General features: G+C 51.4%; 24 protein-coding genes and 4 pseudogenes. 11 read left to right on the top strand and 17 right to left on the bottom strand.

Features of this window, described 5'->3' with window-relative positions; all coding sequences use genetic code 11:
- Positions 1–47: 47 nt before the first annotated feature.
- From sugE to NO877_RS17565, 4 genes and pseudogenes are all read right to left on the bottom strand, one after another.
- Complete coding sequence (sugE, locus tag NO877_RS17580; protein WP_256397657.1) at positions 48–371, bottom strand: quaternary ammonium compound efflux SMR transporter SugE; 324 nt, start codon at positions 369–371, stop codon at positions 48–50.
- A 328-nt stretch (positions 372–699) separates the two neighbouring features.
- On the bottom strand, positions 700–1,092 hold the full coding sequence (locus NO877_RS17575) for a DoxX family protein (protein WP_256397656.1): 393 nt from the start codon (positions 1,090–1,092) through the stop codon (positions 700–702).
- Positions 1,093–1,206: 114 nt separating this feature from the next.
- Positions 1,207–1,395: pseudogene (locus NO877_RS17570) on the bottom strand (RNA-guided endonuclease TnpB family protein); the annotation flags it as partial.
- A 591-nt stretch (positions 1,396–1,986) separates the two neighbouring features.
- Complete coding sequence (locus tag NO877_RS17565; protein WP_256397683.1) at positions 1,987–2,340, bottom strand: PDZ domain-containing protein; 354 nt, start codon at positions 2,338–2,340, stop codon at positions 1,987–1,989.
- Between the two features lie 587 nt (positions 2,341–2,927).
- Between NO877_RS17565 and NO877_RS17560 the strand changes: the two genes are divergently transcribed.
- The gene (locus NO877_RS17560) at positions 2,928–3,575 is read left to right on the top strand and encodes a hypothetical protein (RefSeq protein WP_256397655.1); all 648 of its coding nucleotides are present in this window, start codon (positions 2,928–2,930) and stop codon (positions 3,573–3,575) included.
- Positions 3,576–3,849: 274 nt separating this feature from the next.
- Here the strand turns inward: NO877_RS17560 and NO877_RS17555 are convergent, their stop codons facing one another.
- On the bottom strand, positions 3,850–4,881 hold the full coding sequence (locus NO877_RS17555) for a PAS domain-containing sensor histidine kinase (protein ID WP_256397682.1): 1,032 nt from the start codon (positions 4,879–4,881) through the stop codon (positions 3,850–3,852).
- Between the two features lie 595 nt (positions 4,882–5,476).
- On the opposite strand from NO877_RS17555, the gene NO877_RS17550 reads away from it, so the two are divergent.
- Positions 5,477–6,580 carry an NADH:flavin oxidoreductase/NADH oxidase gene (locus NO877_RS17550; protein WP_256397654.1) on the top strand — a complete coding sequence of 368 codons (1,104 nt, stop codon included), beginning with the start codon at positions 5,477–5,479 and terminating at the stop codon, positions 6,578–6,580.
- Between the two features lie 126 nt (positions 6,581–6,706).
- Positions 6,707–7,483: a helix-turn-helix domain-containing protein gene (locus NO877_RS17545; protein ID WP_256397653.1), complete on the top strand. Its 777-nt coding sequence runs from the start codon at positions 6,707–6,709 to the stop codon at positions 7,481–7,483.
- 185 nt (positions 7,484–7,668) lie between these two features.
- On the opposite strand, the gene NO877_RS17540 is transcribed toward NO877_RS17545, so the two are convergent.
- From NO877_RS17540 to NO877_RS17530, 3 genes are read right to left on the bottom strand one after another with little or no spacing between them, the layout of a single operon-like run.
- A complete protein-coding gene (locus tag NO877_RS17540) occupies positions 7,669–8,244 on the bottom strand; it encodes a PIN domain-containing protein (RefSeq protein ID WP_256397652.1) in 576 nt (191 codons plus the stop codon).
- Complete coding sequence (locus NO877_RS17535) at positions 8,245–8,862, bottom strand: ArsR/SmtB family transcription factor (protein WP_256397651.1); 618 nt, start codon at positions 8,860–8,862, stop codon at positions 8,245–8,247.
- Between the two features lie 39 nt (positions 8,863–8,901).
- The gene (locus NO877_RS17530) at positions 8,902–9,267 is read right to left on the bottom strand and encodes a DUF7437 domain-containing protein (RefSeq protein ID WP_256397650.1); all 366 of its coding nucleotides are present in this window, start codon (positions 9,265–9,267) and stop codon (positions 8,902–8,904) included.
- A 153-nt stretch (positions 9,268–9,420) separates the two neighbouring features.
- Here NO877_RS17530 and NO877_RS17525 point away from each other — a divergent pair, with 153 nt between their 5' ends.
- A complete protein-coding gene (locus NO877_RS17525) occupies positions 9,421–10,443 on the top strand; it encodes a hypothetical protein (protein WP_256397649.1) in 1,023 nt (340 codons plus the stop codon).
- A 26-nt stretch (positions 10,444–10,469) separates the two neighbouring features.
- Here the strand turns inward: NO877_RS17525 and NO877_RS17520 are convergent, their stop codons facing one another.
- Positions 10,470–10,865: a hypothetical protein gene (locus tag NO877_RS17520; protein ID WP_256397648.1), complete on the bottom strand. Its 396-nt coding sequence runs from the start codon at positions 10,863–10,865 to the stop codon at positions 10,470–10,472.
- A 105-nt stretch (positions 10,866–10,970) separates the two neighbouring features.
- Here NO877_RS17520 and NO877_RS17515 point away from each other — a divergent pair, with 105 nt between their 5' ends.
- Positions 10,971–12,098: a tyrosine-type recombinase/integrase gene (locus tag NO877_RS17515; protein ID WP_256397647.1), complete on the top strand. Its 1,128-nt coding sequence runs from the start codon at positions 10,971–10,973 to the stop codon at positions 12,096–12,098.
- A 65-nt stretch (positions 12,099–12,163) separates the two neighbouring features.
- On the top strand, positions 12,164–12,688 hold the full coding sequence (locus tag NO877_RS17510) for an SDR family oxidoreductase (protein ID WP_256397646.1): 525 nt from the start codon (positions 12,164–12,166) through the stop codon (positions 12,686–12,688).
- Positions 12,689–12,894: 206 nt separating this feature from the next.
- Here NO877_RS17510 and NO877_RS17505 read toward each other — a convergent pair whose 3' ends face one another.
- From NO877_RS17505 to NO877_RS17495, 3 genes and pseudogenes are all read right to left on the bottom strand, one after another.
- Positions 12,895–15,330 carry a heavy metal translocating P-type ATPase gene (locus tag NO877_RS17505; RefSeq protein ID WP_256397645.1) on the bottom strand — a complete coding sequence of 812 codons (2,436 nt, stop codon included), beginning with the start codon at positions 15,328–15,330 and terminating at the stop codon, positions 12,895–12,897.
- 1 nt (position 15,331) lies between these two features.
- Positions 15,332–16,183, bottom strand: a complete 852-nt coding sequence (locus NO877_RS17500) for a sulfite exporter TauE/SafE family protein (RefSeq protein WP_379827596.1) — start codon at positions 16,181–16,183, stop codon at positions 15,332–15,334.
- A 268-nt stretch (positions 16,184–16,451) separates the two neighbouring features.
- A pseudogene (locus NO877_RS17495) lies at positions 16,452–17,086 on the bottom strand (IS6 family transposase).
- 230 nt (positions 17,087–17,316) lie between these two features.
- On the opposite strand from NO877_RS17495, the gene NO877_RS17490 reads away from it, so the two are divergent.
- Positions 17,317–17,793 carry a pyruvoyl-dependent arginine decarboxylase gene (locus NO877_RS17490; protein ID WP_256397643.1) on the top strand — a complete coding sequence of 159 codons (477 nt, stop codon included), beginning with the start codon at positions 17,317–17,319 and terminating at the stop codon, positions 17,791–17,793.
- A gap of 9 nt (positions 17,794–17,802) precedes the next feature.
- On the opposite strand, the pseudogene NO877_RS17485 reads toward NO877_RS17490, so the two are convergent.
- Positions 17,803–18,576, bottom strand: a pseudogene (locus NO877_RS17485) (RNA-guided endonuclease InsQ/TnpB family protein); the annotation flags it as partial.
- An 84-nt stretch (positions 18,577–18,660) separates the two neighbouring features.
- Here NO877_RS17485 and NO877_RS17480 point away from each other — a divergent pair.
- Complete coding sequence (locus NO877_RS17480; RefSeq protein WP_256397681.1) at positions 18,661–19,524, top strand: IS1595 family transposase; 864 nt, start codon at positions 18,661–18,663, stop codon at positions 19,522–19,524.
- A 36-nt stretch (positions 19,525–19,560) separates the two neighbouring features.
- Here the strand turns inward: NO877_RS17480 and NO877_RS17475 are convergent.
- From NO877_RS17475 to NO877_RS17465, 3 genes and pseudogenes are all read right to left on the bottom strand, one after another.
- A pseudogene (locus NO877_RS17475) lies at positions 19,561–20,040 on the bottom strand (RNA-guided endonuclease InsQ/TnpB family protein); the annotation flags it as partial.
- A 3-nt stretch (positions 20,041–20,043) separates the two neighbouring features.
- Positions 20,044–20,184 (bottom strand): DUF2080 family transposase-associated protein, encoded by a 141-nt coding sequence (locus NO877_RS17470; protein WP_256397642.1) that lies wholly within the window; start codon positions 20,182–20,184, stop codon positions 20,044–20,046.
- Positions 20,185–20,358: 174 nt separating this feature from the next.
- On the bottom strand, positions 20,359–21,159 hold the full coding sequence (locus tag NO877_RS17465) for an IclR family transcriptional regulator (protein ID WP_256397641.1): 801 nt from the start codon (positions 21,157–21,159) through the stop codon (positions 20,359–20,361).
- 482 nt (positions 21,160–21,641) lie between these two features.
- Here NO877_RS17465 and dpsA point away from each other — a divergent pair, with 482 nt between their 5' ends.
- Positions 21,642–22,187: a DNA starvation/stationary phase protection protein DpsA gene (gene dpsA / locus NO877_RS17460; protein WP_256397640.1), complete on the top strand. Its 546-nt coding sequence runs from the start codon at positions 21,642–21,644 to the stop codon at positions 22,185–22,187.
- A gap of 163 nt (positions 22,188–22,350) precedes the next feature.
- Positions 22,351–23,685, top strand: a complete 1,335-nt coding sequence (gene trkA, locus NO877_RS17455) for a Trk system potassium transporter TrkA (RefSeq protein WP_256397680.1) — start codon at positions 22,351–22,353, stop codon at positions 23,683–23,685.
- A gap of 12 nt (positions 23,686–23,697) precedes the next feature.
- Here trkA and NO877_RS17450 read toward each other — a convergent pair whose 3' ends face one another.
- A complete protein-coding gene (locus NO877_RS17450; RefSeq protein ID WP_256397639.1) occupies positions 23,698–24,672 on the bottom strand; it encodes a deoxyhypusine synthase in 975 nt (324 codons plus the stop codon).
- A gap of 93 nt (positions 24,673–24,765) precedes the next feature.
- Between NO877_RS17450 and NO877_RS17445 the strand changes: the two genes are divergently transcribed.
- Positions 24,766–25,503, top strand: coding sequence for a uroporphyrinogen-III synthase (locus NO877_RS17445; RefSeq protein ID WP_256397638.1), 738 nt, complete (start codon positions 24,766–24,768; stop codon positions 25,501–25,503).
- Positions 25,504–25,826: the final 323 nt, after the last annotated feature.

Below are 25,826 nucleotides of genomic sequence, written 5' to 3'. Positions count from 1 at the left end.
CGATGCCTGTGCTCAGATGTATCGAGACGTGGAACGATACTGGCGATTTAGTGGCCACCAGAAGCGAAGTGGAGACCGACGATGCCGACGACGATTACGCCGATGAACAGAATTCGAGTGAGGGAGGCTGGTTCGTCAAAGAGGATGATTCCAAGTGTGGCTGTCCCAACGGCTCCGATACCTGTCCAGACAGCGTATGCAGTGCCTATGGGGAGGTTTTTGACAGCCTGTGCCAGCAGTACCATACTAATGATGAGGGCAATACCGGTGCCGAGGGCCGGCACTGTTTTCGAGAGTCCGTCCGAGTATTCAAGTCCGATTGCCCAGCAGATCTCGAACAAGCTTGCGAGTATCAGGATATACCACGACATTTCAACGCTATCTACTCACCTAGTTTGTCTATAGCTTCTGTTATCCACCGTGAAGATGAGTGGGTTGATCTCTACGGTACCAATCGCATCTCTTGTATAAAGCACTGTGGAGCGCAAACCACGCTCCGTTCTAGGCAGCGTTGCAGACGCCATGGTCAACACGCACACCTACCTAATGGCTATTCCAGCGAGGCAAATGTTGGAACGATAGGATTTCAACAGAGCCTCATTACTCTATCATGGCTGATCCAATGAAACAACAGAATGTCTGGTGAATTGCTACCAGTTAGCGTGCAAGATATAGAGGTGCAGTCTTGGACGTCCTTTGTTAGTTTTGACTGGCTTGTTTGAAGAATGCGATTGCAGCACCAAGGAGCGTGAGATTCTGGAGGAATGACGTAAGCTCCTCACCACGTGATTCGGAGTCGACAGCCCAAAAGTCGTGCATGGCTGGTGTGACTCCAATAAAGAATGCAGCAACACTCCCGGCTGCAAGTTTCGGGAGTTTCCAGAGCCCAACCCCAAGACTCCCGCCGAGGAGGAGTCCACTTGATACTGGGACAAGTTTGTCTGCAGCTGGGACTCCTTTAGCCTCCGCATAGGCAACCCGTCCATCGAGGTTTGTGAGGTTACGAACTGCAAGGATTGTGAGTCCACATGCAAAGAGAACTCTCCCTAACGTCGACGGTGCATTTTCATCAGTAGTGTCAGTATCTGACATCACTAAAACCAACGAGTCTTGGAGATTTAATGCTCACCCTTTGAACTCGCATGAACAGCTAGATTTACTCAGACCATCTACATTGAAGTCACATAGCTAGTGAACTACCCCACCCTACTCAGCGGCTACTGCCGCTTTCTTGAGGGTGGGGTTTCCTGCTTCCACGACGCGCTTTGCAGATACGGGTGTATCCACAGGGAGCGCAGTCTCCACAGGCGTTCCTTCGGAGTGTCCCTCTCCTAACTGCTTGATGCCGCGAGAATGGTTGTTCCATGCCGCGTTCGCGTCCCTGTTGGCCTTGAACCATATGCCGGACAGGTTGGATTAGTAAGTGCAGAACGTTGTGTTTAACAACACTTCCACAAGTCCCATACTCGATATGGAGAAACCACAACTGCGGCGAGTCCTCGGGGTTGTAATGGTCGCCATAGGTCTCCTGCAAGCAGGTCTTGGCAGTCTCAACAATAATCTTGTCTTTGCCCTTCTTGGCTTGGCATACGCTTTGATCGGTGTTGCATATCTCTGGTTCGAGGGGGACGCTTTCGAGCGGTGAGCTTTCGTACGTCACCGTTAATTAGAATATGAGCTCGGAATAGAAAATCCACACAGCGCTGATCACAGACTCTAAGTATATCATTGAGTCAAATAATTGGGCTTAAAATAATTCGATTACTGGGTATTGGGAGATCAACAACAGCTCTTTTTGCTAAATTGATATAATAAACACGTCATATTGTCTATCGTGGATCAATTTTTTACGTCTCTATGCAGACAGGATCTTTGGATGGGTCAGATTGGTTTCCGTAATGCCTTAATCAATCACTAACCCATCTAAGACACTCCTATTCCATCAGAGAGTAGATATTTCGAATTCTCGAAAAGTACTCATATGAATTAATTAATACCAGAAATCAGGCCACCTACAATCACGATTACAAAATAAAGCCACTCCGTGATTTCTTCTGGTCGTGTCTCAAGTTGAAGATCAACTGTTTGTTCAGCCCCATCACGCAGTATATTCCACTCCACTGTGTCTCTTGGATGAGTCTGTAGTGCAAGGTAACTTCCGAGATCTTCCTCTGTGAGGAGTTCTGTCCCATCGATTGCGGTCATAACGTCGCCACCGACTGGAACGAGTGTATTGTCGACGACTTGTGTCTCCTCACTCACCTGGAGTGCGCCTTCGATATCGGAGCGCTCTCGCATCCGATCGTCGACGTGTTCCCGGTTCTTTGGGGAGACGCCGATATTGGGTTCCTGTTATGGCCGGTGATCGCGGTTGAGCCATACGAAAACGGCCCACCGGCAGTTAGCAACCTACTGATCCGCTTTGATCAAGATTATTTGAGCCGCTTCCTGGATGGGTAAACCAGACACCCGAGACGACTCGAACATCCGGTTCTAACCCGACAATCGAAGTGCAATCGTACAGCGGTGTCGAGTCATATGCAGGCCACTCGACGTGCTGGTGTGCGATTCGTCGAAAGACGCTGTGCCAAGACTCGCGAGTCGTAACCATTACAGAAGAATACCCGGAGACGCTCAAGAGTCCGTCTAACCGACCAGTAGAGATTGTCCTGTGGCTCTGTTGGATTCCTCAATCGCGAGTAGGGGTGATACAGCTAATCGTTAGATGTAGAGTGTGGCAATACACATCGGTCAGAAGTCCATTCATATTCTGACAGTAGTGGCGTGCCAGATTTAGAGCGACTATCATCAGGTGCCAACGGCTCTCGACAGTTTCTGTATTCAGCAACGACACATCCGCATTGGTGATTCCGAGGATGAAACCATGTCCCGGCTGTTTTAAGAATCGGGTCCTTTCCTGACACACAATGTCCCTGACTGACTCTCTGCTGGGCACCAGCCCCGTTCGCCGTGCCGCCTACGCCGTGGGGCTGATCGCGCTGTTCGGTATCGCGTTCGGTTTCACTTGGTCGCAGGCAATCGTCGTCACAGTTGTCGTGCTCGTGGGTGAATCCGCCGAACTCGCACGTCCGCTGCCCGGACTGGATGAACGCCATTTCCGACTCATGCTCGGCCTCGTTGCCGTAGCTGCCGGTGGGGTTGCCTATTGGGCGCAAGGAGACGCGACAGTCGCCGCGGTCGGAGTCGGCGGCGGTAGCTGGCTTATGTTGGACGCACTCTATAGCCTCCGGGAAGGCATCTGGTCGGGCGAAGACGGGATGGCTGACGCCGACTCCAGTGATGTATTTCTGTCGATGCAGGTCGGCCACCTCGTCGCCGAGGAACTGAAGGACGGCCCGAAGACGGTCCCGGAGCTTGCTGATGCCTGTGACATGACCGAGTCACGTGTCCGCAGGGCACTGGACTACCACGAGCAGGCGAATACCGCCTACAGGGAGGGCAGTCAGTGGCATCTCGACGAGTCGAAAATCGGGGCGTGGGCGTTCGTCAGGGACAACACCCGGCGCGCTCTGGCCCGGTTTTTTCGTCCGTTCCGGCTATTCGTACCGTCGTGACTACTTCTCATCAATTCCTCCGACTGTGCGGGCTGCGGTGTGACTTCCGTCGCGAGATACGCGCTCTAAGTAGAGCAACTCGTTCAGCAGATCAGTCGTTGGTATGTAACTTCCCTCTTGTCGTAGAATGAGAAGTTCTCCGACAACCAGATCTAACCCATCGACTGCCGGGATATACTGACTCAAAACCTGTTATTTCGCTCTATTTCGGGTGGTAATCAGACTCTCTGATTTGGTGACTAATGTCAACTAATACAGGAATAGGGGTAACAGTCTAATATTCAGATAGTAGTGGAAGCGTGAACTTGACAACGCTTCCCCGTGGTTCGTTGTCCTCAACGTTAACATAGCCACCCAGGGATTCAGCACAAAACTTGATAATCCATAATCCGATCCCAGAGCTGTGCGAGACGCTCGTCAGTTCATCTTCGTTCTCAAAGATTTGTGACTCGACATCTGGCATACCCGGCCCATTGTCAGCAATCTCAATTTGAGCCTGCTCACGCTCTTCAAGTTTATTGATTGTTACCGATAGTGTTGGTTGCTCACGATCATTGTGCTCAACTGCATTATCGAGGATCTGTCTGAATGCAACACGGAGATTATCATCAGCATTCACCCATACATCTTCAGCGCCGCTAGTAGTTACTGTGATCTGTGGATGGGATTCACGGAACTCTGATGCAACATCTTCAATTACAGTCATAACCTTGGTTGGTGATCGATCAGCGAGTGTTCGATTCGTTATTTGCTCGATCTCAGTTACGGAATCACTCAAGGATGCGACTTTTTTTGCTGTATTATTTATCGTTTGAATCTGCATTTCGAGATCGTCATCCTCGATCGCTTGCTCAAGCTGCTCGGAGTATCCGAGAATGATGTTCATGTCGTTCCGAAGGTTGTGTCGGAATATTCGATAAAATAATCTGAGACGGCGTTCTTTTTCTTTGAATGTGGTGATCTCTTGGCTAGTGGCGACGACGCACTCTCTACCATCAATAGAACAAGCGTGTAATTGAACATGAGCCCAAAACAACTTCCCGTTAGGTCGTTTAACGTGCCATTCGAACGATTGTGGAGTTCCGCTCGCAGCAGCGTTTATTAGCTGTGTCGCTTGTTCATGTGTGAATTTAGCATCATCTGCACTATAGTCTCCGACTGTCATATCGAGGAACTCGTCTTCGGAGTATCCGTACAGTCGTTCTTTGGCAGTATTAACGCCCAAAATAGCTCCAGTCTTTGGATGATGGATAGTAACAGCAATATCAAGTGTATTTAGAATAGTGGGGGGTGATATTTTATCCATTGTCACTAATTAGCTAATAAGCCAATTTTAGTAATAAAGGTATATTAAAAGGACCAGTTATTTATAATTCAATTGCATAATGGGCTATCAATTTAATATTGTACCCGAAATCTGTCGCCCAGAACACCCTGTGTTCCACTGATTACAGTCTATATGTTGGTCCTGTTAGATTTTCTAACATGGAGTGCCAACAATCACCTACGTAACTGGGGCAGACTGTAGGATTCGTTCACGACTTGTACAACAAGTCGGTGATCCGTGTACGATCCATTCCGGGTCGTAGGATGGTGTATTCTCCGACAAGCAGAACTACCCCATCGTTCGCGCGGTCTGTGACGAGAAGGTTGCAAGACTGCGAACGCGTATTTTGCACATTGCCCGCATTCAATAGCGAGATTTGCTGTACGATATCAGGGTGACGCTTTCCCGATACACGATTTGGAACGCGAGCTAAATGCAGACGTCATCGTCGATACTGAGTGTTGGGATATTCCAAACGAACTCATATCCAGTATCCGCTCTTCTCTGAGAGTGGAATGAGTGTGAGAATGTTTGAATCTGAACGACGTGCTATTGAGAAGCGGGCAGGGTATCCATGAGTTCGCCACTGTTCTCCCCATTAGAGCTCCGTGGGACGACGATCCCGAATCGGATCATGGTCTCGCCAATGTGCCAGTACTCTGCTGAGGATCGTGATGGTATTGCAACTGATTGGCATCACGTCCACCTTGGGTCCCGGGCCGTCGGCGGTGCCGGGATCGTGATGGCTGAAGCAGCCGCTGTTGAGAAACGGGGACGGATCACACCATATGATCTGGGTATCTGGAGTCAAGAACACGCTGATTCGCTCGCTTCAACAACTGAGTTCATCAGTAATCAGGGCAGTATCCCTGCGATCCAACTTGCTCATGCGGGCCGAAAGGCGAGCAAGAGCCGACCGTGGGAGGGAAGCGCTCCCCTCCAACCTGATGAGGGCGGGTGGGAAGTGCTTGCTCCGAGCGAAGAGCCTTATCCCTACGAGAGCGAGTCACCAGAACTGCGGAAGATGACGCAAGCGGACATCGAAGCGTTCGTCGAGAACTATCGACAAGGAGCCGAGTATGCGCTTGATGCGGGGTTCGAAATCGTGGAAATCCATGCCGCTCACGGGTACTTGCTCCACGAATTTCTCTCGCCGGTTACGAACAAACGCGATGACGACTACGGCGGGAGCTTCACGAACCGGACCCGTCTCGTCCGACAAGTTGCGGAGACTGTTCGTGATGTATGGCCCGAGGACAAACCCGTCTTCGTCCGGATTTCCGGGACTGATTGGCTTCCTGATAGGGACTCGTGGACGATTGAGGAATCGGTCGAACTGACGAGCCAGCTCTCCGAAATCGGTGTAGACCTGATCGATGTCTCCAGTGGTGAGCTGCATCCCGATGAGCAGCTCCCGAACGTGGGATCGGTTTCCCAATTGCCGCTTGCCGAACAAGTGCGTGAGGAAACTGGGTCCGATATCGCAGTCGGGACAGTTGGAGGGATCACCACCCCTGAGCAAGCCGAGGAAATCATCGGCAACGACCGTGCTGACCTCACTATCCTTGCTCGTGAACACCTCCGGGACCCGTACTTCTCACTTCACGCTGCACAAGCCCTCGACGCGACAGAAGAAATCCAGGGACCGCCACAATACCGTCGCGGGCTCGGGTTCTAAGCGCATCCCACCGCATCACGGCCATCAACCCTGTTGGTAGTACTCTATCGTGGCGCGTTCACATAACGGGACTCGGTTGGTATATTCCAAAAGAAGCTAAAGGGTTGTAGCCCATAATTGGTACTTGTGCGCGAGTTCGCTTTCACTGTCGAATACGAGAAAGGAGTTGACGAGTTCATGGACCACTTCATCGAGAATTCGAACCTCCATTCTCAGACAATCGCTATCCATGCGACAACGGAATCCATGTGGCGGCTTGACCGAATGTCCGGTCCACCTGACGTGCTTGAGGAGTTCGATGAGCGCCTCAACCACGCTAGCGTCTGTAACGAAGTAATCGGGATGTGCGGGTCGCCAGCCATCGAGAGTACTCACGAGATCCTTGCAAGGACGCCTGACAGCCGGATTGTCTACGCTTGCCGTAAGGAGAGAGACGGCGTCCGGTCGATACCGTATGTAGCCGCGAAACACATCGGTGATGGTCTCCTCATGCAGGCCGAGCGCCGGGGGCATCAGTATCAGTGGCGACTCCTTATTGACGATGAGGAGACTGTCGGTGCGATTTACGAGGAGCTGAATGACGGGTTGCAGGACGGTCTCTCACTCAGCGTCCAGCGACTCAGCGACCCAGAGTGCTGGGTCAACACAGGTATCGGTATAAATGAAGATGGACTTCCGCCTGAACAGCAGGCAGCACTGGAAGCAGCTGTCGAATACGGGTACTATCAAAAGCCGAGAAAGCACACAGTTCAGGAGATCTCGGAGAAACTCGATGTGCCGAATTCGACGCTCCAGTACCGCCTGACACGAGCCGAAGCGTGGCTCGCCACGCAGTTTGTCTCCGACGTACTCAGTCCGGAGGAGCAACAGACCAAGACGGTGAACATCGAACTCGAAGTGTGAACGGTAGGTGCTCGAACGAAGCGGGCAGAACCCGGCTATATCGATTCGTCATGCCCTCTTTGCTGAATACAGTCTCTAAGTGTTGTAAAGCTTGATTAGATCGCTCCATCATCTCTACCGATCTCCCAAAACCAATCTCACCCCGATTAGGCCATTCTGAATCTTGCGCTGCAGGGATCTCATTCCTATTTTGTACTCCACGAAAGCGATTCGACGGTTGGGAACTGTTTTTTCGCTTTCTGTGGTGGGTTGTAGTACCGTGATTCAATATCGTAGTACCCGAATTCAGGAGGAATACGGGCGCAAGCCTGAGCCAGAGCCGTATCTGCTGTGTGAGTGACAATGCGGATTCGAGTGTTTTGTTCAAACAATCGTACAGCCAACGCAACCACAGATGCGTCTCGCCAGTTATTCGTATTTGGATACTTGCTCTGTTGGTTCAAATACTCATCTGCGAGGTGCTGTGCCTGTTCAATAGGGTCTGTAACCGATTCAAATGTGGTGTTCCGATTATTCGGTAGCGAAGTTGACACGCGAATCCATCCTTCCTCAATGCCTGTATCAAGATACGGATTCCTTGGGGGGTCCTCACCGTAGTTCGTCAACTCACGGTAGATCGATGGTGAAACCCAGAGTTCTGTGCCTGCCCCAGCGATGGCTCGTTTCAACGACCGTAACTGAGGGCTTGGTGATTTACCCAGACTTCGAAAGATGACTGTATCCACAATATTCGCCGTGTACAGTTGCTCTGACCGAGTCATCTATTCGTCGGTCAACTCTGACTGCAAATCGTCGTCGACCACGTCATCGGGAGTATATGTAGTTGGACTAGGCTCGTCGCCACCGAGATCGTGAATCTCGTAGAGTGCTTCGAGGAGATCGTAGGTTGTACCGTGTGAGAGATCGGCCAGCGTAGCAATTTGTCGAATCGTGACATCGCCGTCGCTATGTGCGTTGATCAGATCGTGAGCAAGTGCAAATGTCACAAATCCGTGTTCATCACAGACACGCTTGATGATCGGATACTCATCAGACTGTGCAATGACTGCAACGAGCTTGGGAGTGATCGTGATCTCTATCCCACGAATCGTGAGTGTCAGTTCAAACTCCTCTGCGTCGTAAGCACTTGTGCCGCCGCTATTTTCTGTTTCACTAATTAGCCCTGCACGTTCTAACCTATGTAGATACTCGTAGACCGTCTTTTTTGAGACCGCTACTTGATCGATGAGTTCGGGAGCAGTCACACCTGGCGACTGGCGAATAACGGTGTACAGGTCAGCGAGGTTCGTATTTGTGAGTAGGTCTGTGAACGTAGGAAGCCCAGTAATCATCGTGGGACCGTTGCCCGCATTGCGCACGTGTTCGGTATCGTAACTCATTGTGTAGAGTTACGAAACTCGAAACAATAAACGTTCGTATCAATCAAGCTGGATAGTTTCTGAAAGATATGGGTCGTACGTGATTGCATTATCAAGTACATTTTCAAGCGCGGAAAAGATGGTCATCGCATCAACTAAATGGACATCGAGCTTTGAGGCTGCAGCCCGTTGGGTGAGTTCTGCATTCCGGATTCGAACAGCATAGTGCAGTGCTGCCGCGAGTTTTGGCACGCCTTGTCGATCAACGAAGACTCGAATATCATCTGTGTCGAGTTGTCGACCAATCGCATCAATCAATGCTGGAGATGCGACGAGACCATTGCCATCTGTATCGCTAAATAAACGAATTGGCTCGGCAGTAACCGGCGGCGGGCGATCATCCTCATGTCGGGCAAGGAGATCCATCTCTTCGAGTTGATCAATGTATTTAGGACGTTGAATGGGCCATCTCAAGATCTGTTTTGATAGTGTCGACACCCACCGATAACCCAATTAGATCTATTACTCAGATAGTTATTATTGGTAGAATTTTTAACCATGAATCATCATCTGTAAGTAATGCTAACCGATAGACAAAAGAAAATAATTGAAAATTGGGATGATCAGGACGAAGGCAAAAAGAAGCCAATACGTGAAAAATTTAGAAAATCCATTGCAGACCTCCCCTTCCTTCGAGAAATACCCCCTGAAGAAGCAAGAGAGATCGTGCAATCTGCAATTATGAACTATGCAGATATAGATGAGAGATCTAAACTAACAGATCATGATGAAAAGGCAGCAAGAGACGGTTTGAACGATCTAGTGGTGCATGAGAGATATGATTTCCCATTTATAAAAAATGTGACCTCAATCTTATTCAATTCTGTTTCTGAAAATAATTTTCAAAGAGGAATTAACAAGGGAGTAGAAAACACAGTGACTTGGTGGCGTAATAATGATGTTGGCGAATTTTTTAGCCTAATGGAATATGGAAAAAAGCATCGTATAGAAAATGAAGCAACAAAAAACAAACTACAATACCCAAATAGAACGATCTCTCTAGCCACGCCTCCTAAAAATAAGACAGAACAATTAATTCGAATCCTTGCCCATGAGTCTAAAGAAGGCTTAGCTAGACCTTCTCTTCTTAGCTTCTACCTAGAAAATAATGTATTTGAGTTAGATATCCAAAAAATAAAACAAGATCTCGGGAGAGGTGTCAATGACATAGAAGAAGTTCCATTAGACACGATACAGGATGATTTGTCAATCCCTTATACGAAAGTTAGTAAACTTCTTGAAGTAAAAAAGGCCATAAATAGGAATCAAAAGAAAGCTAAGAAAATAGCATATCATATAAATCACCCCAAAAATAACTCCTTTAATACAGCTTTAAGCTTTAGCTTTAGAGAAAATCCAGCAGAATTTAGATGGATACAAAGAGAATTAATAGAATTACATAGGGAGTATCTAATTGAGGAAGGAATAATGCCAGATGAAGAAAAACTTCCAGAATATCCAGATGTATTTATAGGAGTTCCCAGACCATCACAATTGAACCTCCGAAGTTGGAATACAAAAGCAGATTTTACAGAAGGGTGAGACATAGTGAATGAAATAGATATTTCCTATTCCACTAATTCACTAGTTGTGATTTTCCACTCATCATCAATAGTTTCTAGCTCGAAACGGAATGTTGTCGTCATGAGACCATTCGTAGTATCGAAACCAGCAACTGCTTCAATGACAACGTAATCCTTCGATTCTTCGAGAAGTGTTACTCCTTCAGTTTCTGCATTGCCTGGCTCTGCCAACGAACCCTGTTCGATGATGAATGATCTGGTCAGCTCGCCATCGAGATCTCCTTCAACGTACGATGTTGCTTCTTCGTAATCACCGTCGAAAAGTGCTGAATAATAGTCTTCTACGACTTGCTCTGGGGAATCTCTCCCACCAGTACAACCTGCTAAAGAGACTGTTGTACTTGCTGCTGCGACCGTTGTAAGGAAATTTCTTCGATTCATATTTGGAACCCATATTTATAATTTTCCCCAAAAATAATTCCATAGTTTTTCTTTTCTAAATTTATTTTTAGTTTGAATGAATTTAATGGCGCACAATCTCAGAACGTGAGTTCAAGCAACTCAACGGAGACCGCAGAGAAACTGTCAATACAAGACGTACAGGCCTTATTGAATGAATTTGGCGATCTCCATTCAATCACACCTGAAGAAGCCATAAGCTTATATATACAGTCGCGTGAAGGAGATGTTTCGACAAAAACTAAAAAAGAATACAAAAGAAAATTAGAAAATTTAGAAACTTACTGTAAAAAGGAAGATATAAAAAATCTAAATGATTTCGGAGGGAGAGAAATTGCGGGTTATTCAAAATGGCGTAAAAATGAATCCTCAGAGAAGGTCGATAAATTGGCTAAGAAAACGATGCGCGATGAACTCTACCTTCTTAGGGATTTTCTCAACTATCTCGAATCAATTGATGGTGTAAAACGGGACACTGCAGACAAAGTAAATCCACCTACTCTCAAAAATGGAGAAGGAGTTCGGGATGTCGAATTAGAGATTGATTATCTCCGAGATGTCACATCCTATCTGGCACAATATCACTATGCCTCGCGCGAACATGTTTCGATCAAGATTTTCGAAGTAACAGGACGACGTCTCGGTGGTGTTCACTCACTTGACCTATGTGATGCCCATGTAAATCAATCGAGTCCGTATCTCGATTTTAAACATCACGACGATGGTTATACCCGCCTAAAAAATAATGAAAAGAGTGAGCAACAGGTCAATATCAGCAAAGAACTTGCAGAGCTGATCGGAGATTATATCAAGAATCAACGGATTGAAAAAGAGATTGATGGGCGTAAACCATTGCTGACAACATCTCAAGGAAGACTTGCTAAGAGCACGATTCGAACATACTTCTACAAGTGGACGCGTCCGTGTAAGATCGGAAAATCATGCCCGGACAACCGTGATCCAGAGGATTGCCAAGCTGCCAGCTCAAAAGATCACGCATCAAAGTGTCCGGATAGCGAAGCTCCCCACGCTACCAAGCATGGTTACTTGACCCACATGATGAGGGAGGGTGTACCAAAAGAGGTACTCAGCGACCGCTGTGATGTCAGTGAAGAAATCATAGAAAAGCACTATGATGAGCGAACTACAGAAGAGAAACGCGAACTCCGTCGAAAGATTATAGCAGAAACTCTTGGAGAGGGAGACGATTCCTGATGTCCTCCAAAACGGTCTGTGAACAGCTCTCGTCTACCTCTCTGTCCAAAATTTTTATACTAGCTATGATTTTGCTACTGTACGGCAGTCTCGATTTCGCAGTGAACAACGTCGCCGCTGGAGCCGATCGCGCGCCGGTAACCGACATCTCCGAGAAAGATTGGGATCGTGTCACCAGCATCTCCCAGAAAGGCGTGTGGCTCGGGCTGAAACACGAGATACCGGCTCTTCTGGACTCCGGTGGTGGGGCTATCGTCAACACTGCCTCACACGCCGGGATACGGGGCAGTCCAGGTCGGACGCCCTACAGCGCGAGCAAACACGGTGTTGTTGGGCTCACGCGATCGGTCGCGCTCGAATTCGCCACAGACGGTATTAGAGTTAATGCGGTCTGCCCAACAATTGTGAACACACCTGCCCTCCGATCGATGTCTCCCGAGGAACAGGATGAAGTCACCGCTGGCGTGCCGATGGGTCGACCGGCCGATCCCGCCGAAGTGGCGAGCGTGATCATGTGGCTCTGCTCGGACGACGCTTCGTTCGTCACTGGGCACGCGCTTCCTGTCGATGGTGGCCAGACACAGCGGTGAGTGACGGATGCAGCCGGTCTCGAGAGATGGTACTGTCCGTCGTGCAACTGTTCGAACTCGTCGAGGAGATCCGGTGGACGGCTAACTGAAGGGCAGTTTTCGTTGGTTGTTGTTCGAAACCAGTTGGGTGGTCGTCGAACGACACTACGAGCGTGCCTCCGAGGAAACATTCACAAAATCACAGTTGATGCTTGGCGATTGACCGTTCAGTCTGAGTGTGCGGGAGATCCAAGTTGATCGTTGCCTTCGCTAGAGTCGGTCGCAGCCACCTGATCTCCGTTCGCCGAGAGCAGGCGGCGCTTCGAGTTGAAGACGACGATGAGACTACTGACCGCCATCATAACGGCGGCGATCAACGGCGTGATCACGCCAGTCATTGCCAGTGGAAGCGCGATCGCGTTGTAGCCAGCCGCCCAGAGCAGGTTCTGTTTGATTCGGCCTCGTGTTTCACTCGCCAGCTCGAAGACCTCGGGAACCGCGTTGAGACGGTCGTCCAGTACCACCGCGTCGGCCGCCTCGATCGCCAGATCGGTGCCGCTCGAGACCGCGATCCCGAGGTCTGCGCTCGCGAGGGCGGGCGCGTCGTTCGTTCCATCGCCGATCATTGTCGTCGTCCCGCGCTCCCGGAAACCCTGGACGATCGCTTCCTTGGACTCGGGGCGCACGCCTGCAAATATGTGATCGATCGCTGGATGGTTTGCAAATGTTTCGGTCATCCGTTCGTCGTCGCCGGTCAGCACGACGATTTCCCGGTCCGCATCCGTGAGATCGGAAACCACGCGTTCCCAGTTCTCACGCGGCGTATCTCGGACCGAGACGATCCCCTGGACGACACCGTCCCAGGCAACCGCCGTGGGATGAGTGCCCGATTCGTAGGCGTCCGTGACGGCTGTCTCGATCTCCGCAGGTATCGTCCACTCGTCGGCGTCAAAGGAGTCTGGATGGCCGATAACTACGCGGGTATCGTCGACGAGCGCTGACACGGTACGGTCGGTGCTCTCGAAGCTCGACACCGAGCGCGTGGTCGGCGGGGCGGCATCGTCGATCGCAGCGGCGATGGGGTGGCTTGACCGGCGTTCGACGGCGGCCGCCATCGCAAGCACTTCGTCAGGATCGTCGCCAGCGACGTCCACAAGCTCCATCTCCCCCGTGGTGAGCGTCCCAGTCTTGTCGAACACGACGACCGCGGAGTCGTCGATCCGCTCGAGCACTGTCTCGTTGAGAACGAGTATGCGATTATCGGTGGCATCGCGGGTGGCCGCCGCGAGAGCAAGCGGGGTCGCGATCCCGAGCGAGCACGGACACGAGACCACTAACACAGAGACACCGGCCATTATAGCTGTGTTTAGGTCGTTGCCGAGGACGAACCAGCCAATGGCAGTTAGCACGGCAAGCCCGAGTACGAACGGAACGAACAGTACCGCAAAGCGGTTGACCATATGCTGGACACCCGTCGCAGAACTCTTGACGTTCCAGAGGAGTTCGACGAGGCGATCCATCGTACTGGTGTTTTCTGGACCAACTTCGACGACAACCGCATTGTCTGTGAGGATCGACCCGCCGAGTACGTCGTCCCCGACGGATTTCCGTTGCGGGAGAGATTCACCTGTGATGAGTGCCTCGTCGATCGCGGCAGTCCCGTCGACGATCTGGCCGTCGACTGGGATCCGTTCGCCAGGTTTGACTAACAGCTGATCGCCAGGCTCACACGCTGCAATGTCGATAGTTTCGGTGGCCTCGCTGTCGTCGTCGAGTCGGCGGGCGTCATCGACGCGTGAATCCGTGAGGTCAGCGCGGTTCCCGAGCGCAGCGCGTTTGACCCGTGACTCGAGATGGTTGCCGATAGTGACGATTGCAAGGACCATCACTGCGACGTCGAAGTATGGGTCGCGCCCGCCCGTGAGGTAGGTGGCCAGCGAGTAGAGATACGCTGCGAGCACCGCGATGGCGATCAACACGTCCATGTTCGGGCGCCCGACTTTCAGGCTCACGTAGGCCCCACGGAAGATGGGGTATCCGAGCCCGATAACGATGAGTGTGCTCCAGACCGCGAGCGGCCCGAACACCATCGCCTCGACGGTACTTCCGTAGAGGAAGCTCTCGGGATAGATGCCGAGATACACCGGATAGATGAACAGGACGTAGAGGATCAACACGGGCATCATCAGTACCGCCGCGAGCACCGCACGGTATTTGCCGAACTCGACGCGCGAACGCAGCGAGTCGTTTTCCTCGTCGGGATCGCGGGCCTGATAGCCCAGTCGACTGAGTGCCGCAGCGATCGCGTTGCGATCGATCTGGGCCGGATCGTACACCACCTGCGCCATTTCGGTCGCGTAGCTCGCACGCGCCTCGTGAACACCGTCCTCTTCCTCGGCAAGGAGTTCGATGAATCCTTCGCAGGTCTGACAGTGCATACCGTCGATCGAGAGGTAGGCCGTTTCGGCGCCCTCGGGGACATCTGGTCGAGAATCCTCAGCCTCGACGCGGTCACGGACGGCCGCAATCGAGAGGTCGGCGTCCTCACCGTTGTCAACCAGGCGTGCGACCTCCAGACAGCCCCGACAGCAGAATTCGCCGTCGATGGCCTCGTCGATGATTGGGTCTTCGGCGGGGAGGTCACAGAGTGTACAGGTGGACATGTTACGCAACCGCCTCCGAGCCGGCGATTGGTTGATAGTACGGGATGTCGGGCAACGGGAGCACGACGCCAAACCGCATGAGCCCCATCGCTAACATGACGTATCCGAGCCCAATGAACAACACACCGAGTCCATAGTGGACCACCTGTCGCTGGCGGGCGCTCACTGACTGGATCACCGTTCCGTAGAGGAACACGCTAGGAATCGTCCCGAGCCCAAGCGCGGCGAGCGAGAGGAGACCATATACAGGCGAGCCCTGTGCGAACGCATACAGGAATGCGGGATAGAGCAGCATACACGGCAACAATCCATGGAGGGCGCCGAGGCCGACGATGCCGATGCCGTTGACCCAGCGGTCGATCCGTGTCGAGATCACTGTGTATGTTCGCGCGAATACTGATCCGATACCAGTATCGGCAATCACACCTTCGACGGCTCCTTGTTGGTAGCCGGCCAATCGGGTGATCCCCATCCCGAGGATTGCCACGCCGATGCAGATGCCGACGACACCTTGGACTGGCCCGAGAATCCCGGCGAGCTCGATGGTCCCGTAGAGGAGCGCGCCAGCAGCCCCGAAGACAGCCCCGATGAGGGCGTAGCTCATCGTCCGGCCGAGGTTGAACAGCGCGTGCTGCCGCACTTCATGGAGAGTGAGTGCGCCAGACCAGCGGTCGTCGGTTTCCATACGCTCGGCGTAGGTTGCAACGAGCGGTCCGCACATTCCAATACAGTGTGCGCCGCCGAGGAGGCCAATCAGAAAAAACACCACCAGTCCATAGCCACTCGCGATGCCGATCTCACTCAGTTGTACTAGAACTGCCGAAATCATACTCACGGCTGGCAAAGCCAGCATAGATTAGAGTATACCACCCGTCCTGTGTTGTTGGTTTCGGTTCAGGCCGTGACTTCGAAGGTCACTGATGAGATTGAACGTTACCCCGCGCACGGTGGCGCGGGGAATCCTGCTCTCACGAGGGCAAGCTTGCTGTTTCGATGACGTGACGTGCAGACACAGACTCAAACTGAGTCGTGTCCGTAGCGGTCACAGTCTCCACCTTTGAGAATTCTGCTACCTGAACTAACCACCATTAGCGATATAATGATTTGGGGCCGGGCATTGTTCAGATTAGCTGATTGAAGCAGACGGCGAACGCTTGCAGCCTTATTTCTGCGGTTTCAGGACGGGCGTGTCTGAAGTGGGTAGTGAAGGCTTGAGTTCGGCGTTTGAGCTCTTTGAATACACATTCGACGGCATTCCGATTCCGTGGGTGACATGTTGGAATCGGAGCGAGTGACGATGGCAGGCCGCCTGTAGTCAGGGTGCGCCATCGACCAGAAAGATTGCATCGTCGACGAGATGTTTCTCGCGGAGTTCTGCGAGGAACATCTCGGTCAATGCTTGGGTTCTGGTCGGGAAGAGTCGCACGTGTAACAGGCGACTTGTGTCGGGATCGACCGCCGCAAACGGTCAGTAGCGTTGGCCATTCACTCGAATTACAGTTTCGTCGATCGCAACGTAATTCGGATTTTGCCCCTCTGTCGGCTGTAGAACGGCCTTCTAAATCCAGGTATGAGCGGTAGAACGACACCGTTCGACACCCAGGCCAGCGAGGACTGAGACGATATCCGACAGTGTCAATCCTGCCATATGAAGTTGGATACCCAACTTTATCGACCGCTCGGGTGTCGCCTCTCGCTCCACAAACTCTAATTCCGGAAAGTTGCTATACTCGGTAAGGCGGTCTGGTTCTTGGATAGGCACCAACGAACTACGACCGCCTCACTTTTCCACCTTATCTGTACAGTGCCCTAACGTAGCTATCGTCACCTTCGTGATTGGGTTTGTGTACCGAGAACAGCGAAAGGCTTCTTTTCTGTTCTGAGTCTGATGATGGTTAGCCTGTCGGCGTGAGGTGTTGGCTCTGGCGGCTAAGCAAGCTCCAAGTGAATCGAAACTCCTTATTTCGGTGTCTGATTTGAATCTATATGGGTCAAATTAGAATCGTCTGGGGAATCGGAAATGCTTCAACCGAGAAGGCATCGTATGATGCAGCGCTAGCAGCTGCGAACGTTCATAATTACAATTTAGTTAGTGTCTCTTCAGTCATTCCGAGCGATGCTGCTCTTGAGGTTACCGGAACCGCTCCCGACTTGGGAGCAGTCGGCGATCGTCTGACTGTTGTTCAAAGTCGGAAAACGGTTAAATCCGGTGAGACAGCCGCTGCTGGGATCGGATGGGCACGCAGTAAATCCGGACGAGGTATTTTCTACGAGTCAACAGGCGATACAGAGAACACCGTCCGTGAGCGCATCAAGACTGGTTTGACTGCTGGGAAGGACCATCGAGACTGGGAATTTCTTAGTGATGGAGATGAAGTCGTGGCTGAGGCTGACCCTGATGTTGAAAATTACGCTACTGCCGTCGTACTGGCGATTTATGGGCGCTCTTCCCCTATTATGTAATGCTGTGAACTACCCCGCCCTGCTCGCGCTTCCGCGCTCGCTGAGGACGGGACTTCCTGCTTCCACGACGCACTTTGCAGGAACCGGAGTGGTTCCCGCAGGGAGCGCAGTCTCCACAGGCGTTCCTTCGGAGTGACCCACTCCTAGTTCGGTGAGTCCGCGAGAAAGAATGTTCCACGCCGCGTTTGCGTTTCTATCCCCCTTGAAATCACAGGCGGGACAGGCGTGTTCACGCACCCACAGCGGGGTTTCGACACTACACTGAGCGCATTCTTTAGTGGTGCCGTTGGGGTCAACTTCCACGAAGTGTGCGCCTTTACGTTCACACTTGTATTCGAGCATATTCGTGAAGGTGTTCCACGCCGCTGACGCTGTGTTGTGGCTGTTGCGCGGCGATTCCATCATCCCCTTCACGTTGAGGTTTTCGACGGCCACCAGTTCGTACTCCCGAGCATAGTAGTTCGAGAGTTTGTGGAGGAAGTCACGCCGCTTGCGCTTGATGTCAAGATGGCACTCTGCGACCGTCTGGCGTTGCTTTTCCCAATTGTTCGACTCGTACTCTTTGCGCGAGAGTTTCCGTTGCTCTCGTTCAAGTCTGTCGCGTTCGTCGGACAGGTCGAGTGACTTGACCGCCGTGCCGTCTGTGTCGTGAGCATACTTCAGGATCCCCACGTCGATGCCGACCATTTCCTCGGGATCAATATCGCCCAGCGGTGGCTTCGCTGGCGATTCTGTGTCCATCTCTATACCGAAGATAGCGAGCCACTCGCCGGTATTTTCCTTCGCTCTTGCGAAGTAGATTGTTGATAGCGAGAGCTGTGGCTGAAAGTCGAAGAGAGCAAGGGCACCGCGTCAGCGGTGCCCGACATATTCCCAGTAAGCCGGTTCGTGTCGGAATCGGCTGCAGCGGACCTGCTCCAACAGGTTCGCTGGCGTGATGGCGTCGAGTGCCCTCGCTGCCGTTCTGACCTGACGGTCAGAAACGGCAGCTACCGGGTGTATCAGCGGTATCTGTGTAAGAATTGCAGTCGGACGTTCAACGATAAGACCGGCACGATCATCGCTCACTCGAAGCTAAAGCTCAAAGAGTGGTACTTCACGATCTACGTGTTCTTGCGGTTTAACACGAGCATTCGGAAAATCGAGGCGGAACTCGATTTGTCGTATCGAACGGTGAGACGGCGCGTCGAGTGCTTCGCCAACGCGCTCGACGCGCCGTCGATCACGCTGTCTGGACCGGTTGAAATTGACGAAGTGTACGTCTCAGCGGGGTTGAAAGGCCGCGAGCGCGACCAGGCGTCGCGCTCGCGTGGCCTCTCCACGCGTGGACGAGGATCGTGCGACAGCGACAAACCACCGGTGTTCACGCTGGTCGATCGCGGCGCGGACGAGCGGTACGTCGTGCCAGCGAAATCCGCCGACGAATCGACCGTTCGACTCCTGCTCGCCGACCACGAACAGGAGTCATTGACCGTCTATACAGACGGATTTCGGGCCTACGAGCCGCTCGAAGACGACGACGCATTCGACCGCGAATACGTCGTCCACGGCGACGGCGACGTCAACAACTGCGAGAGCCACGCGTCGCTGACGCGACGGTGGCTCTCGCCCCACCGAGGAGTCTCGAAAGACAAGCTCACGCCGTATCTCAGAGCTTTCGAACTCCGCCGTGAACTCTACAGAAAATCAGGTGACGAAGCACTCAAACACGCTCTCGACGCCGCGCTCTGAAAATCAACAACGTGCTTCACAAGAGCGATTTTCCTATTTGAGCGTGACTTCCTTGACAGTGGCGTCATCGGGGAGTTGTCGATGAAATTCGATGGGAATATCCGCGAGTTTCGAGAGTGCCAACACGTTCTGACCACTCTTCTTGTCGAGTTCGAAGCCAGACTGGTTGTACGTGAAACTGCGGAACTCCCCGGGTGACTTCCATCGAAGCTCCCCAACGTTGTGGCCCTTTTCTTTGAGTTGGCCGATTCGGTTGATGTTTTTGGCAATCCGCATAACGGTGGGCTGGAGTACCTTCGAGTACACGTCGGTGAGTGCATCCCACCAGTCTTTGAGGTCGGGAAGTTCGTCACGAATCTTCCGGACACGCTGTTTGACGGTGCCCTCGTCTTCGGGAATCTGGTTGAAACGGTACAGGGCGTGGTTGTAGAGTTGTCTACAGGTATCGCGGTGATAGTCCAGCGTCTCACGCTGGCGTTTTGTCGGTTTGAGTCGATACCTGTAGTTGTAGTTCATCGGTTACTCGTCAGACTCAGAGGTTCTGACGATTTTCACGTCCGCGCCACGCCACCGTTTCGGGACGAGGACGTGTGCGCCGTTGCCGGTAGGTTTGACCTCGCCCTCGATGACTTCGTGGCCTTCGATTTCGTGCCGATCCATCGCTGCCTGTTTAGACATAGTTTCAACATACGTGTATCGGTACGTGGGCCCGTGGGGCCAGGAGTAGAATAGTGTATAGAAGATAATGACGGCGGTGTATTCCCTCCCTACTGCGCTACTCGGCCTACGGCCTGCATTGGTCCTTGAGGAAGGGGGCTTACCGCCTGTAATCAGCTAAAAATGCTCCTCTCGATAGGCTTCTTCGATTTCGCCTTCAAGTGATGTGACATAGTCATCCAGAATGTTTGGAATTTCATTGTTGAATCGGTCATTCTGGAATCGGTATGTCGGACCAATAACTGCAATCGCGCCAAGAATACTCTCATCCGGGTTTTTTACGATCCGACCGACTTCTCGTAACCCATTAACATATTCTTCGTCAGCAAACGCAACTCCCTGTTCCTTGATCGCATCCAGAGATTCATAGAGCGAGTCTTGATCGGTAATTGTTTTCTCAGTCTGTTCTTGTAACCCCCACTGGTCTACTATCTCCTCAACACGATCCCTCGGGTATTCAGCAAGCATCGCTTTTCCAGTTGCGACACTGTGAAGATAATAGTAGATACCAGCAGCTGTAATCGATTTGGACGTGTGAGAATCCTTTGAGTCAAACTGACTATCCGGATGGAATGATTCGTGAACAAGAATACCCCGACCGTTGTTTTCAACGACAAATTCTACCTCTTCATCAATCTGCTCAGAAAGATTGGATACAGTCTCTTCAGCAAGAACGTATGCCCGTTTCCGTGACCGCGCGTATTCGCCGTGGTTGAGAAATCGCAAACCAACGTGGTACATTTCACTCTCCTTCGTCAGATAGCCATGATCGATAAGCGTGCGAAGGTGCACATGTACCGTACTTCTCGCCATTGCCAGTTCGGTTGTTAATTCATCTAACGTCGCACCATCCAATCGCTGTATGGTATCTACTATGGAAAGCGAGCGAACAGTTGTTTTGGCTGTCTGATCACCCATACCTAGTCTTTCGAATGTCTAAACATAAAGATTCGGGTATAGTGGATTATTATATATTCTAGCTTTGGCGCTGTCACCATTGAGTGATCAGCGTAACTGCCGAAGACCAATCAGTAGAGCACCCGTTTTCGAGGAAGACCAGCTGAGGAATCGTTCGACAGCGACAGGAGAGCAACTACAGAAAGGGTCAAGATTGATGGGGCAGAACTATCCAGACTAATCACCGTAGACAGTTGCTACTACTGGATAAGAACAGACAGGATAACAATCCAGCAAATATCGTCTGTGTCATTAAAATGTCCGACCAGATATGAGATCGATGTTTGGCGGTGAAAGACGTATTGGAGCGAAGTCAAGATGTCGCATCACGAAGCGCCCATTGACATGATTATCTCATTCCTGAAAATCTAATTTCGCCAGCGCAAAAAATTATTTCCGAATTGGTAACCAATAAGTGAGGGGTGCACGTAGGAGAAGACGAGATGCGCACTCAGAGAAAGACCCAACAGAGCGCAGGCACTGTCGAAGAGAACGCACTCCGGCTCAAAAAGGAGAAAGCAGAACAGATAATCGACGCACTGAACATCGACCTCGCGGACGCGTACGTCCTCTATCACCAGCTCCACAAACACCACTGGAACGTCGAAGGCGCGGAATTCCGAGATATTCACGTGTTCCTCCAGGAAGTGTACGAGAACGTCGAGAACGCGGCCGACGAACTCGCAGAGCGGCTTCAGGCGCTCGGCGGCGTCCCGCACGCCAGTATGACAACACTCGCAGAGAACGCGACCGTCGTAGCCGAGGATGAGGATGTCTATGACATCCGGACGTCGCTCTCGAACGATCTGGAGATGATGGGTGACATCATCGAGAGCTACCGGGAACACATCGAACTCGCGGAAGGACTCGGTGACCACGCGACTGCACAGATGCTTCGTGAGCAGCTGGAACCAATCGAGGAACACACCCATCACGTCGAGCACTACCTCGAAGACGACACACTCGTCCTCGAGGCGGCGACGAATTAAGGAACAGAACTCATAATACCCGATGATTTCTAGATACTAATACCGGTAGGTTCAGGACACTTCGTTAGAGGTTGGTCATAACCCAAAATCGTCTCAGAAATTAGTGATGAATACTGAAACTTTGTTCGGATCTATAGCTGACGATAGTTCAACTAAGGATTCGATGCGGATTACGGTAATTGGTGCTGGTGGGGTCGGGAGAGCGATTGCTGCTACTCTTTCGGACCTTCACAAAGTAATCATCATTGAACGTGATCAGCGTATCGTAGAGGAACTTACGTATGCATACGATGTGCTTGCTGTACACGGAGACGGACGTGAGATCAAAACACTACAGCAGGCCAAAATCGAACAGGCAGACCTGGTTATTGCGTGTACCGATGATAACGAGGTGAATACTGTTATCTGCGCCACCGCAAAGCTGGTTTCTGATGCTTTCACTATCGCTCGGGTCAGACATCGCACTCTGCATGAAACGTGGGATGGGCATCCAGATGCTTTCGGTGTTGATCATATGATATGCACAAACCTACTGACGTCTGAAGCAATTTTCCGCATCTCTGGGCTTCCATCGGCTCGAGAGGTGGATACCTTTGCTAACGGCCTTGTACGAATGGCTACGTTCGAAATTGAGTCAGAGAGTCCTATTATCGAACGAACTGTGCGCGAGATAGACAGTGATAATTCATTAACGTTTGCGGCGATCTTCCGCAACGAGGAATTGCTAATCCCACGCGGGGAGACAGTCATTCAACCGGATGACCGCATAGTAGTTATCGGAAGTACCCAGGCTGTGGAAAATTTCGCCTCTGTGATTTCGAGGTCATTACGGAGCCAGACAGATGATATTATTATTGCTGGAGCAACTAAGGTCGGAATTCAAACGGCTAAGCTATTCGAAGAACATGGATATAACCCTCGTTTAGTCGAACAAAATAGTGATAAAACCCGTGAAGTTGCCGAAGCCCTCCCAAACACGACAGTGCTTCATGGGGATCCAACTGATATGTCTTTCTTAAATCGAGAGAAGATGGGGGAAGCTGATCTGATGATCTCTGCACTGGAACATGATGAACAAAATCTGCTCGTAACGTTGGTAGCACGTCAGCTTGGTGTTGACGAAACAGTAACTGTCGTCGAGAATCTAGAGTATACCGGATTATTCGAAACAGTCGGTGTCGACGTGACTGTCAACCCACGTGAGGAAACCGCTGAAGAGATCGTACGGTTTACTCGACTGAACCCTACTGAGAATATCGTTATGCTTGAACATAACCGTGCGGAAATGATTGAAGTTGAGGTTGCTCAGGATAGTATTCTCACAGACCGCAAGATTGCGAATTCGATAACTGATCTTCCAGATGGAGTTGTTATTGGAGCGATCGCTCGCGACGATGAACTCGTGGCTCCACGAGGCTCAACGATAATCAAATCAGAAGATCATATCATTTTATTCGTGGATGCTAATATACTCGACGAGGTTACTGAAGCGATTTAGAAACAACATTCGCTACAGTTTGAAAGCTCCAGCTACAAGTAATGGAAAGACGAGTGTGGCCTCTGCCTCGATCTGTGTATAGTTCGCCCGCTCTTCCTTGATTTTACCCCATGAGACCGCCTCGTTTGGCGGTGCACCTGACAGCGATCCATCTCCCTCCATACCCGTCGAGATGTAGACAACGTAATCCGCCCCACCGCGGAAGAGGTTCGTCATAATCGCATGGTGTTTCGGTACACCACCCCCAACCGCGATGAGCCCTGTCGTGTCTGCGAGCAAGCCGTCTTCGATGAGTGAGTCGTAGTCATCCAGAATCTCGATTCCGACGTCTGAATCGTAGCCCTGGCGATAGTAGTAGAGAAAGTTCCCGACTTCGGCATCGGTCAAAGCCGGGCAGTACACTGGAACGTCATTGTCCGCCGCTTGCTTTAACACTGAATCCTCGTCGTCGAGCGTCTCACCTAACTCACGTGCGAATGCCGTCGGTGTCCGAACTTTCTCCTCCGCGAAGAAGTCATCGAAGAAATCATATAGATATTCCTCCAGCCACACGTATCGATCAGAGGGAACGAAGAGATTACCAAGTCGGTTAATGCCTCGTTCCCGAAGTGCCGCCTCGTCTGCGTCCCAGTCTCCCATCTTGAACGGTTTTGCTGTCTTGATGACGTCCTCAGTTAGTGATCCGGATGTCGTAATGAGAACATCCACGTACCCTTCTCGGACGAGGTAGGCAACGGCCTCGCGCAACCCCGACGAGATAATATTTGATGTGAATGTGAGATAGATTGTTGCATCCGCTTCTTGCATACGTTCTGCGATATCGATGGCTTCTGCGAGCTGTGTTGCTTGGAATCCTGTTGACGCATAGGAGTCAAGCATCTCGTGGAAGTCGAATTCGCCGCGAAAGTCGTAGCCACGTACGTCTGGTGTATCAAGGTCTTCCTCACTCTCGGGTACGACGTAATCGTGAGAATCGTCGTTATCCATACGAGTGGATAACTCGACAAGGGATTTGAAGAACTCGGAATCTGTCGATCGGTTCTCGATACACCCAAGGTCATCAACACTGGATTATTCACTATGCCTAAGCCGAAGGTGGCTGTCCTCCGCCCTGACGACACTCGGATCGACGAAGCTGTCTGCTATCTTCAATCACTGGAAGTGTCGCCAATCGCAGATCCAATGCTGTCCATTTGTCCAACAGGGCAGGCTCCACAGCAGGCAGAATACTGCATCTTCACCAGTCCGACCGGGGTTAAATTCGCTGAGAAGCAGGGATGGCATCAAGATGGAACGACAGTATGTGCGGTAGGCCACCAGACAGCAACTGCGTTACGAAATTGCGGCTATTCAGTCGACGTGATTCCTTCGACATTTACTTCCACGGGACTCGTCGAAGAGTTGGCAGACGAAGTTGAAGGGAATACGGTGGAAATCGCTCGCAGTGCACACGGAAGTGATGTACTGATTCGGGGACTAAAAGAAGCGGGTGCATCTGTTCATGAAACCCATCTATATCGCTTGAAACGACCGGATACTGCTGGCCAGTCAGTTAAACTCGCCGTAGACGGTGAGTTAGACGGCATACTATTCACGTCACCGAAGACGGTCGAGCATTTTTTTGAGATCGCTACCGAACGTGACGCTCTCTCCTCGCTGCAATCCGAGCTAGAGGAGACGGTTATTGGTGCAATTGGGGCACCGACAGAGCGTGCTGTCCGTAGACATGGAGGTTCTGTCGACATTATACCAGCCAGAGCAGATTTTAGGCGGCTAGCTAAGGATGCGGTGAACCACATTCGAGAGATACAGCAATAACTTCGCTTCGTCTCTAAGGATCCAGGTGGAGAGATGTTTTGACATCCTCCTCCGCGTTTACGCGGAGGAATCCCGAGCGGTGGGAGTTGCAGGTGGGCAGTCCAGTCACCGGACTACCAGACCTTTCGGGCACAGGTAGTCCCACAGTATCGGACTGGTGGACTTCTGGCAGTCCAAACCGCCGTTACCCCTATCCTCAGTCGATCACATCGGGTTAGAGGAAGTGTCTGCTTGGACGTAGTGTGAAACCAAACCAAGCAGACAATCAGATCGAAGAAGAGCACCTGCTTAATTTTGTCGTCAACACTCTCAACGAGGAGCTT

The sequence above is a fragment of the Halohasta litorea genome (assembly GCF_024494645.1).
Taxonomy (GTDB): Archaea; Halobacteriota; Halobacteria; order Halobacteriales; family Haloferacaceae; genus Halohasta; species Halohasta litorea.
The sequence above is the reverse complement of the archived record's forward strand: the minus strand, read 5'-3'. Positions and strand labels throughout refer to the sequence as shown.

Excerpts from the sequence above, each read along its gene's own strand:
- NO877_RS17470 (WP_256397642.1), bottom strand. The coding sequence starts at position 20,184 with ATGGATCGGCACGAAATCGAAGGCCACGAAGTCATCGAGGGCGAGGTC.
- NO877_RS17500 (WP_379827596.1), bottom strand. The coding sequence starts at position 16,183 with ATGCTGGCTTTGCCAGCCGTGAGTATGATTTCGGCAGTTCTAGTACAA.
- NO877_RS17465 (WP_256397641.1), bottom strand. The coding sequence starts at position 21,159 with ATGGGTGATCAGACAGCCAAAACAACTGTTCGCTCGCTTTCCATAGTA.
- NO877_RS17530 (WP_256397650.1), bottom strand. The coding sequence starts at position 9,267 with ATGGATCTCCTTGCCCGACATGAGGATGATCGCCCGCCGCCGGTTACT.
- NO877_RS17550 (WP_256397654.1), top strand. The coding sequence starts at position 5,477 with ATGAGTTCGCCACTGTTCTCCCCATTAGAGCTCCGTGGGACGACGATC.
- NO877_RS17450 (WP_256397639.1), bottom strand. The coding sequence starts at position 24,672 with ATGGATAACGACGATTCTCACGATTACGTCGTACCCGAGAGTGAGGAA.
- NO877_RS17520 (WP_256397648.1), bottom strand. The coding sequence starts at position 10,865 with ATGAATCGAAGAAATTTCCTTACAACGGTCGCAGCAGCAAGTACAACA.
- trkA (WP_256397680.1), top strand. The coding sequence starts at position 22,351 with ATGCGGATTACGGTAATTGGTGCTGGTGGGGTCGGGAGAGCGATTGCT.
- NO877_RS17555 (WP_256397682.1), bottom strand. The coding sequence starts at position 4,881 with ATGGATAAAATATCACCCCCCACTATTCTAAATACACTTGATATTGCT.
- dpsA (WP_256397640.1), top strand. The coding sequence starts at position 21,642 with ATGCGCACTCAGAGAAAGACCCAACAGAGCGCAGGCACTGTCGAAGAG.
- NO877_RS17490 (WP_256397643.1), top strand. The coding sequence starts at position 17,317 with ATGGGTCAAATTAGAATCGTCTGGGGAATCGGAAATGCTTCAACCGAG.
- NO877_RS17445 (WP_256397638.1), top strand. The coding sequence starts at position 24,766 with ATGCCTAAGCCGAAGGTGGCTGTCCTCCGCCCTGACGACACTCGGATC.
- NO877_RS17535 (WP_256397651.1), bottom strand. The coding sequence starts at position 8,862 with ATGAGTTACGATACCGAACACGTGCGCAATGCGGGCAACGGTCCCACG.
- NO877_RS17505 (WP_256397645.1), bottom strand. The coding sequence starts at position 15,330 with ATGTCCACCTGTACACTCTGTGACCTCCCCGCCGAAGACCCAATCATC.
- NO877_RS17525 (WP_256397649.1), top strand. The coding sequence starts at position 9,421 with ATGCTAACCGATAGACAAAAGAAAATAATTGAAAATTGGGATGATCAG.
- NO877_RS17510 (WP_256397646.1), top strand. The coding sequence starts at position 12,164 with ATGATTTTGCTACTGTACGGCAGTCTCGATTTCGCAGTGAACAACGTC.
- NO877_RS17540 (WP_256397652.1), bottom strand. The coding sequence starts at position 8,244 with ATGACTCGGTCAGAGCAACTGTACACGGCGAATATTGTGGATACAGTC.
- NO877_RS17560 (WP_256397655.1), top strand. The coding sequence starts at position 2,928 with ATGTCCCTGACTGACTCTCTGCTGGGCACCAGCCCCGTTCGCCGTGCC.
- sugE (WP_256397657.1), bottom strand. The coding sequence starts at position 371 with ATGTCGTGGTATATCCTGATACTCGCAAGCTTGTTCGAGATCTGCTGG.
- NO877_RS17575 (WP_256397656.1), bottom strand. The coding sequence starts at position 1,092 with ATGTCAGATACTGACACTACTGATGAAAATGCACCGTCGACGTTAGGG.